Source organism: Rhodohalobacter sp. (assembly GCF_041686455.1).
Lineage (GTDB): Bacteria > Bacteroidota > Rhodothermia > Balneolales > Balneolaceae > Rhodohalobacter.
Genome location: NZ_JAWLDW010000114.1, coordinates 1 through 8,733, shown reverse-complemented (window position 1 = coordinate 8,733; position 8,733 = coordinate 1). Strand labels below are relative to the sequence as shown.

Here is an 8,733-nt window from a genome sequence, read left to right as displayed (position 1 = left end):
TGGAATATCAAACTGAAAAGATCTTTAAAACCATCTTGCTTACCGCTAACGAAGCTAAAAAGTGGCGAATTGAAAGGGAGGAGGATCGTAAACGAGAAGAACAACAACGAATCATAAGAGAACGCCAACGACGTGAGGAGCAATTAGAGCAAAAGAAAAGAGCGGACTTGGAGCAAGAATCTGCTTTCTTCACAAAATCACATTATATCTATCAGTATATCGAGGAAGTAGAAATCCAGATTAAACAGAAAGAGTTGAACCAGGAGCAGTTAGCAAGGTTCATTAAATGGAAAAACTGGGCTATCAAACATGCTGACCGACTCAATCCGGTAAAACAGAAAATTGACGCAATCTTAAATCCGGTTGAGGAAGAGGAACCGAAACTTCATTTGTGGTAGCTCAATTTAAGTTGGGGCTGGTAGAAGTGAATCTAAAGTGATCACAAATATCTATTGTTAAACATTATTGATCAGACAAATTTTGTTAACATGCTACCCTTTATAAACCTGCTCCTGATGCCAGTCTAAAAAAGCAGGGGAAGGGCGGTCTATTGATTGATCCGGTAGATTGGATATCGGTTTACCGTGATAGGCATAGTACTCTTTCCCGTTTTCAAATTCCTCACGGATTTTTCTACTGACCTCTACGTTATGATCATCAGTCACGGTTATGTATCCCTTATCAAACAGAATATGCATATCGGATCTAAGTAAGAGGCCATTCTTTGTGAGGTTTGGCCCGGATTCAGCATAGGGCTTGATGTGAGCTGCCTCCAATACCGGGAGAGTTTTCTCTTTGGTGATGGAGCAGCGGTATTTATAGGCATCGGTGACCATCGCACGGAATGCACTCTGGCCGATACGGGCACGAAGCTCATATGTGCTGCCGTATCGCGATTCTGGTTCTTTAACAGCCAACTCACCCTCTCTGTACTTTTGAGTATCCAGACGCTCTTTCACCTGCCTCCAAACATTAGCACCAATGGGTTCATCGGTACTGTACGATTTTCCCTTTACAATGTTTTTGCTCCAATTCTCAGGAATGGGTATCCAGTCCTGACGATCAAAGAAGAAAGGCTCGGTTAGGATTGTACTGCCGATGGTTGGATTGAGGCCGTCACCGTCTCTGAATTTCATGATCGACTGACGAAACTGATCATAGGTAGCTGCTCCGTTCTTGATGCCAAACGCATCCCAGGTTAAACTAAGTGGGAGGAATAGGTGTTTCACAAAAAATCCTCCACCCACAATGAAGTTATTCGGGCTGTGCAGCTTAAACAGAAAGGGTGCCCCTTCCTGGATCACCTTGAAATTCGATTTATCCCTCGGCCGCCAGAAGTTCACCTCGTCCGGCTTGTGCTGAGCCAGAAAGTGAAACCAGTTATCATCTGTGACGCCAATGTAGAATTTCATCAGTCAAGCGTTTTCTTATAGTCTTTTCCCTTCTCAGTAAGCCGGTATTTTTGATTCGGATGATTCGGGCTTTCCTGAATCGTGTATTCAATGAGTCCAGACTCAAGAGCAGGATTTAAATAGTTTTTCCGAAAGTTTTTCCGATCCGAGAGTCCCAGTTTTTCCTGAATTTCATCCCGGCTCAATTCCATTTCAAGATTCAGTATCAGCTGATCTACTTGGGGGGTAACTTGGGGGGTAACTTGGGGGGTAACTTGAGGGGTGCCTTCTGAATAGTCCATCTCAGGAGCCGGAAACGCCATTCGAAGAAAGTTATCTGAAAAGCTAAAACAGTCTCTGGAGTATGTTTCCAAAATACGGGGAACGCCTGACCCTAATTGTTCAACCAGGCCAAGATCCCGAAACACCCGCATAAGTTCACGGTTTCGGGGTACTGAAAAACCCTCAAAAAATTCATCCCGGCTTAATCCTTCCGGTAACCCGCCTGCCGACGTAATTTCAATTCTGTCAGAAAAGATCTCAAACTTAGGCGGTACCTCTTTGGAGTAGTCATTATGGACAAAAGCATTGATGACAGCTTCACGTAATGCTACCGGATGCCAAAGCCGGGTGTTTTCTCTTTCTCTGGATGTAATTTTTGTGATCGTAGTGTTTAAAACATCGATTTTATCCAATACCTGCTTGGTGGCTTTGACCAAAGACTCCTGTCCGTATTCATTGCTTTCTGCCAAGTCCGAACGGCCCATGCCATTGTACTTGGCTACTTTAATGGACAAATTATTTCGGTCTGCCAGTAAGTAAGCGGCATAGTTATATTTTCCATCCTCGTTTAAAAGCTCAAGGTTTCTGGCAAACTGTTTATTCAGGGTGATGCCCGCAGCTTCATAATAAATTTTGAGCTGCTCAAAGGTTAAATCCTGACGTGGAGAAGTGATTTTGCCAATGGAATTCCGGGTTCGTTTAGAAAAGAGTTCCTCGATCATTTTAACCGGCATAGGCTCGGCCGCAGTTCCTGTGCGGATATAGCACCCTTTCTCCGACATGCCATACTTTTTCAGGTAGTAAGGTTTTTCCGGTCCGCTGGCCACAATGATTTTAATTACATCATTGCCTTCATGCTCTTCATGAACCACATCAAACAAGCCCATGCATGAAGGAAGAATATTATTTTTAAGGCGATCCTTAACCTTCAGCATATCGCTGTCTGAATCAGAGACGCCGGCCACATTGCCCTTTTTATCCAGGCCGATATAGATTATACCCCCTTCATGGTAGTTCAGAAAAGCAACGACTTCTTTTTCGAGGTCTCCGGTAAGCTCTTGTTTATATTCTATTCGGTTGGTTTCGGTCATGTTTATAAATTACAGGAGATTCGAAAATTTTGTTTTTATGCTCGGTCAAAAATATGAATTTATTTGATCCAGGTGAATTCTTGAATAACTACTCAAAAGCCCCCTTCCAAGCCTCTATAACCATCACCATGGCCAGGGTATCCAGCTCGCAGTAGCTTAACAAGGCATTGAAAACGGCATCTCTTTCTTCCTGGGGTACATCATCAAATTGCATTCGGGCATAGGCCATCATGGCACTGCCGCCATCTGCGATAAACTCTTCACCGGTTTCATAGTCCGGGAGATTTTCAAAGCTGATAGGTGGCAGCAGTTTGTATGGATCAATAGCAGTACCCTCTTCATTTTCCTGATACCAGATCTGACCATTGAAGTTTTTACCCTGATAGGGCTGACTGTATTTATCTTTTAACGATTCACTGGTATTTAAAATGGCCGGTAGTACTTTTTTGATGCTGATGGAGCCTTTGAAATCCTTATGGTAATGATACTGCTTGATCAGCTTATGCAGGTCCACCATCTCCCGTTCACCACCGCGAATAATGGTCTGAATCCACTCAATGAGTTCATCCGCATCTTTAACCTGATCACGATCATCAGTAAGCTGATTCATCACTTCGGTCAGCAGAGTGTTTTCAAAATGTGTGTATTGAAAAATAGTGCCTTTGTCATTGTCTAAGACTGATTTTAGCTGACGGACACACTCATAGTTCGGAAAACTACCTCGCTCCCGATCGATCCACTCGGCTGAGTGGGTAACCGTTCCATCCTCCTGCATGGTGTGGACCGAAAACTGAAATGCGAGTTGCTCATATGGCCGTCTGCCCTTAAGAAATGGGATAGCAAGTCGAAGAGCTTCAAAATCGAGAAAGTGGAGAGGATACTGCCAGCGACTCATCTCTTCGTACAACGGATTCAATATCACTTCATCTTCAGAGATACCTCCCGTTTCAATCTGGATTTGAACAGTCTGACGCTCTTTGGAATCCCAGGCATCCAGTTTTGATGTAATTCCGTCCGGATTGGCTGGCAGATTCTCCCTCCTCACATCTTTGAGGTGATAGATACCCTTCTCCACCATGTTACTGTAGAAACTCCGACCGTTCCACAAATCAAAGATGTGAGGCTCCTGAAAATCATCGTCGTCCCATCCCAATGCGATTTTCCAGCAGGAACCAAACCCACTATGCTGGCCATCTTTCAGCTTCTCCAGGGGTACTCGAAACTCACAGCTTCTGCATTTGTCTCCAATTTCTACAGGATATTGCTCATTCCGGATATGATAATCTGCAAGCGTATGCATCCACTGTGAAAAATCGAGCTGTTGAAGGGGTGTTTTCTTCGCCTCCGGTATAGCTTTCCCTGCCAGAATGGTAGCCACAGCTTCGGAAACATCCACCTTCTTCAAAATCGGTTCACCCAGATCAGCCAGGGTGGTACCGGGTTTCAGTTTGATCTCTTTTCGGCCATTTTCATTTTCCACCACCCGGAACCGCTGATACAATCCGTCTACCGTTGTAACAGCATCCTTGTTGACCAGCATCAGATATGGAGTGACATTCCAGTCGGGATGGGCACGGTTCATTACCCAGTACTGAAAAGCCACATCAAACAAATAGGAAGTCCATTCTGAGCGAATCGTCCCGCTTTGGGTAAAAAACTCTTCATCAGGGTTCCATGATTTGGCTTTTACTTCGATCAGGTTGACATCATTTCCATACTTTTCAAACACATCCACACGGATCAGGAATTTGTCATCATACGTAATAGCCGGTTCATACAATCTGACGCAATCCTTTTGCAACTCCAGATCGGTTTGCGCAATTGCATCGGCACTGTTCAGCGTTTCGATCGCCACGCCACCGGGATGCATCATACAGGCCAGCTCTCCAACCTGCATCCCACCCTCGGCCAGGGATTGCAGAAATTCATCTTCATCTTTTACACTGGGGTATTCATCTCTCTTGGCATAGTAGAGGCGGGAGGCACACTCTCTTGAGGTGTTGAAGAGGGATTTGGTGAGATAGCGTTTTTTAAAAACCATAATTTTTGTACTAAAAAACTTATCAGATTAGGTTATCAGAAACAGCAATGATCGCAGCAGCAACTTGTCTATCTAATGGCTCATCTGTTGGAAGGTTTTCCCATAAATGTACCAGGTCCTGTTTATCGACCGGATGATCTTTTAACCACTTTTTTAAATCCCTGAGACTATTAATGTGTTTTGATCGTCGGCTTGTTTGAGTTTCTTCAGATTTCGAAAAGTATGGATGAAGTAGATCAAGCCATAGCTGACTGAACTCATAGCAATCAATAGAATATCCAGATAAACTGAAATGATTGTTGAAGAGGTTTTGAAAGTTTTTATAAATAGTTATTAAGCTTTTATCCTGCTCAATTTTCTGCTCTTCAAGCTTTATCCAATATTTGAGTAAGTTTTCGAATATTATCAGAGACAGTCGTTTCTTGTTCGGGAGTAATTGAAGCTGACCATTGTTTAGAAGCTCCACAAATTTATTAATTGATCTATCAACAGCCTTTGATTTGGTTTTAATGTTGGAACAGTTTGGCAGCTTGGATTGCAAAAATGAACAAATTTCAGGCAGATCTCTAATTAACTCACCTTCATTTTTAATCAACACCCATTTCGGAGCTCTCTTTTCCGTGCCTTTGATAGCAAAAAAGCCCCAGCATTCGTTAGATTCTACAATACTAACTCGAGACAATACCTTTGCGGTAACTTCTTTGTATTGCTCGTAAAGCTTTTCATTAATTAAACCGTCTGATTCTATAAACTCCCTGACCGGCTTAAATGCATCATCAACACCTCCCCATTCCTTATCCTCTTTTTGGCGTTCTTCATAGAGGTTCTTCATCTCTTCCGGGGCAATCTTTTCCGTACCGTTTGTATAGAAGGATTCAGGTACTGAAATATTAGAACCGATGACCGTACTGACTAAATCATGACGATTAATAAATTTTTTATCCGCTTCCAATTTGAACACATCATGATCATCGGGCCAGAAAATGTCAATTTTCTTGTGAGGACTATCTAGCCGATCTACTCTTCCGGCTCTTTGTTCCGCTTTACGTATAACAGTCGGCATGTCCAGAAAAACTACTGCTGATGATTTCTGCAGATTCACGCCTTCAGATAGAGCATCGGTACACAGACCAATGACTGAGTTACTTTCGGAGGAGGGGTGGAAATAATTCTGAATCTCATCTTTGCCGCTATCACTTTGGCTGCCTGTAGCTATTGCCAGCTTTGTCTCTTCAGAAGTGTATTCTTGCAGGATCTTTTCCAATACATAATGAGTAATCACAATGCTGTCAAAAGCTAAAATATGACTCTGATCCCTCACCAAATTGGATAGAAATTTAGCCTTAGATCGTTCTCTACGATTACTTATACGTTTTGCACAATCAACGATTTCCTCCAGTAATCTAATCTCTTCATCAACAGCATTACGATACAACTCTTTATTTTTAATCCACTCTGGTAAATGTCTATCATCGAGATTTTTGATTTTAGGTACTTCGTCAATCTTCTTAAGAGTTGATAATATGTCTCCAGAATCAGTTTTAGGAATAGATCCGATACCAGCCCATTTACAGGCCCTTTTAGTGCCTAAAATATGTTCAATCAGTGCCGCTCTTGACGATCTTAAACAGTTCTTGATGTTATAGCGTGATAGTGCTGCAGCTGATTTGATCCGACCATTCGTAAAACTTTGAGGGTCGGTTCCTTCTCTAATTTGTCTTTTGGTCAAAGTTATTTTCTGGAGATAGAGAATCCCCTTCAATTGTCGACATAAGTGATCGATCTTTTTCCCAAGTTCTACATCTTGATCTTCCTGTTCGACCGGATAAATATTACAGACATGTTTCGGAAATCGGCAGAGTTTACCAAACTGATCTTTAAATGACTCGGGTCTTCGGTCAATAATCTCGTTAATTTCTCGCTTGGTTCTTCTGACAATAAATTTTTGAGAATACGATCTAAGCTGCTCCAATACTTCTGAACTAGGCTGCGAGCCGCTGCGTGATCTTTTCAGTTTTTTATATGCCTTATAAGCCGATTCCGATAAATTGTCGAGGCCCAACAGTTCAACCATACGAAGCAGATCATTCCATTTCCGGTTAATCGGAGTGGCTGTAAATAGTACCACATGGTCAGCCTTATTATTTTTAATCGTCTGCGATCGGTTGGACATCATATTCAAGTAGTTGTGCGCTTCATCAACCAAAAGCACTGTAGCTTCCTGAATATCTTTCAGATGAGACTGATTCTGAGTACTCGTTAAATGGCTCAGTATCCCGTGGGATATCGGATTTGCTACCGTAAAGTAAAGCCTGTCCAGCTCCTGCTGCCAGTTATCAAGAACCAGGGGAGGGGCAATTATTTTGTATTTACTTCTGGTACCGCGCCCCTGCTGCCAAAAGCGGTTTAACAAAGCGGCAAGCAGGTGCGCCCCGACCCGGGTTTTCCCTGATCCGGTTGGCTCCGCAATCAACACACTTCCCTCATTGTCCAAAATGAACAGAGCTTGTCCGATGGCTTGTCGCTGCGTGGGCCACAATCTGAAATTTTGTCCGGGATGCAAATCATTAAAGTACTTTTCAACCCAGCCCCCCTCTAAAAGCTCAGCTATAGCTCGGGCTAATGCTTCATCCCAATCAACGAGTTGAAGAAGTTTTCTCAGTAGCGCAAGCAGATCCTCGTTGTAATCCTTGCTTTCAGATAAATATTGTCGTGCAATACCATTTAGATCCTCATATGCGGGATCACTTTTTTCATAGCGTACATTAATTTCAGCCTGAAGCGCCATTCCTGAATGGGAATAATTACTTGAGCCCATCATCAGGTGGTGATCACCAACATATACCTTTCCGTGTAAATCCGGATGAATCTTAAAATTTAATTTCTCCTCCTCAATTCCCTTGATCAATGAAAGAAGTGGGCCATTAAGCTTGATGGATATTCCTTTTTCAAGCCAGTAATCTGCAATTTGATAGGAAAACGTGTTCTTCTTTTGGGAGAGTCTTTTTTTAAACAGCTCTTCTCTAATGATAGGCTCATTACCTAAAACAATTGTGATTGATTTGTTCAACCATGTTTCTTCATCGCCGATCTGTTCAATCAGATATGCAAGTGAACTAAAACCGGTAAGAATCAAAAAATTGTCAGAAGCTTCCAGATCTTTTTTAACCCATTTTCCCACTTTGCCAAGTTCGTTATTCAGCGGATAACTACCAGCAGGAGGCCACTGCCATTTGAATAATTCTCTCTGGTCGTCTCTACTCATTGGAAAGTTATTAGTTCAATTTGTCCAACCACAATTCACATGCTATTTATCTGTATTTAATACATACTTTTGGCCCGGATGACGAGGTGTTTCAGGGTATAAATATTGAATGATTTCTCTTTCAAGCAGTCCTTTTAATGTGCGTTGTAGTGCACCCGTTCGTTTTGTCAATCCCAATTCTTTAACAATCTCTTCTGTTGAGCATGGCCCCTCACTTAAAAGTTCTAAAATAGCTTTTTCGGTATCACTGAGCTCTATTTCTTTAGCTTGACCCTTAGCTTGACCCTTAGCTTGCCCCCCTGCAAGGCCCCTGTTTTCCATATCCGCATGAACTGGCAAAACTGCCAGAAAATAGCACCGTTCATCATCGGTTTCGAACTTCGGCTCCTGAGATCCATTTCTTTTCATGGCATCATAAATCTTAGGAAAACCGGTAGCACGCCCTTCTGTGAGCTGAAGCTCTTTTAGAAAATCTCCAATCCTTCTATTCCGGTATTCTCTGGATACAATACGTTTCTTCTTAAGCATTTTGTTATCTACGGGAGGCAGCGGACCGGGAAAGCTGAGCACTTCAATTTGATCCAGACGAATATTTACTTCGATTGGACTTCGTCGCTCATAACTTTTGTGGTAAACGGCATTTGCCAATACCTCTTCAATGGC

General features: G+C 42.5%; 6 protein-coding genes. 1 reads left to right on the top strand and 5 read right to left on the bottom strand.

The features are described from left to right. Positions 1 to 398: hypothetical protein (locus tag ACESM0_RS11385; protein ID WP_372906332.1), on the top strand; the 398-nt coding region annotated here is incomplete at its 5' end. Positions 399 to 491: 93 nt separating this feature from the next. On the opposite strand, the gene ACESM0_RS11380 is transcribed toward ACESM0_RS11385, so the two are convergent. From ACESM0_RS11380 to ACESM0_RS11360, 5 genes are all read right to left on the bottom strand, one after another. Further along, positions 492 to 1,412: an HNH endonuclease gene (locus ACESM0_RS11380; RefSeq protein ID WP_372906331.1), complete on the bottom strand. Its 921-nt coding sequence runs from the start codon at positions 1,410 to 1,412 to the stop codon at positions 492 to 494. Continuing rightward, entirely contained in the window at positions 1,412 to 2,764 is a 1,353-nt protein-coding gene (locus ACESM0_RS11375) for a Fic family protein (RefSeq protein WP_372906330.1), read from the bottom strand. Before ACESM0_RS11375 ends, ACESM0_RS11380 begins: the two co-directional genes overlap by 1 nt. An 88-nt stretch (positions 2,765 to 2,852) precedes the next feature. Continuing rightward, positions 2,853 to 4,805, bottom strand: coding sequence for a DUF2779 domain-containing protein (locus tag ACESM0_RS11370; protein WP_372906329.1), 1,953 nt, complete (start codon positions 4,803 to 4,805; stop codon positions 2,853 to 2,855). Positions 4,806 to 4,827: 22 nt separating this feature from the next. Further along, positions 4,828 to 8,070 carry an SNF2-related protein gene (locus tag ACESM0_RS11365; RefSeq protein ID WP_372906328.1) on the bottom strand — a complete coding sequence of 1,081 codons (3,243 nt, stop codon included), beginning with the start codon at positions 8,068 to 8,070 and terminating at the stop codon, positions 4,828 to 4,830. Between the two features lie 42 nt (positions 8,071 to 8,112). Then, positions 8,113 to 8,733 (bottom strand): ATP-binding protein (locus tag ACESM0_RS11360; RefSeq protein ID WP_372906327.1); only part of this gene is annotated, 621 nt, incomplete at its 5' end.

Coding starts and splice junctions, on each gene's coding strand:
- ACESM0_RS11370 (WP_372906329.1), bottom strand. CDS start 4,805: ATGGTTTTTAAAAAACGCTATCTCACCAAATCCCTCTTCAACACCTCA.
- ACESM0_RS11375 (WP_372906330.1), bottom strand. CDS start 2,764: ATGACCGAAACCAACCGAATAGAATATAAACAAGAGCTTACCGGAGAC.
- ACESM0_RS11380 (WP_372906331.1), bottom strand. CDS start 1,412: ATGAAATTCTACATTGGCGTCACAGATGATAACTGGTTTCACTTTCTG.
- ACESM0_RS11365 (WP_372906328.1), bottom strand. CDS start 8,070: ATGAGTAGAGACGACCAGAGAGAATTATTCAAATGGCAGTGGCCTCCT.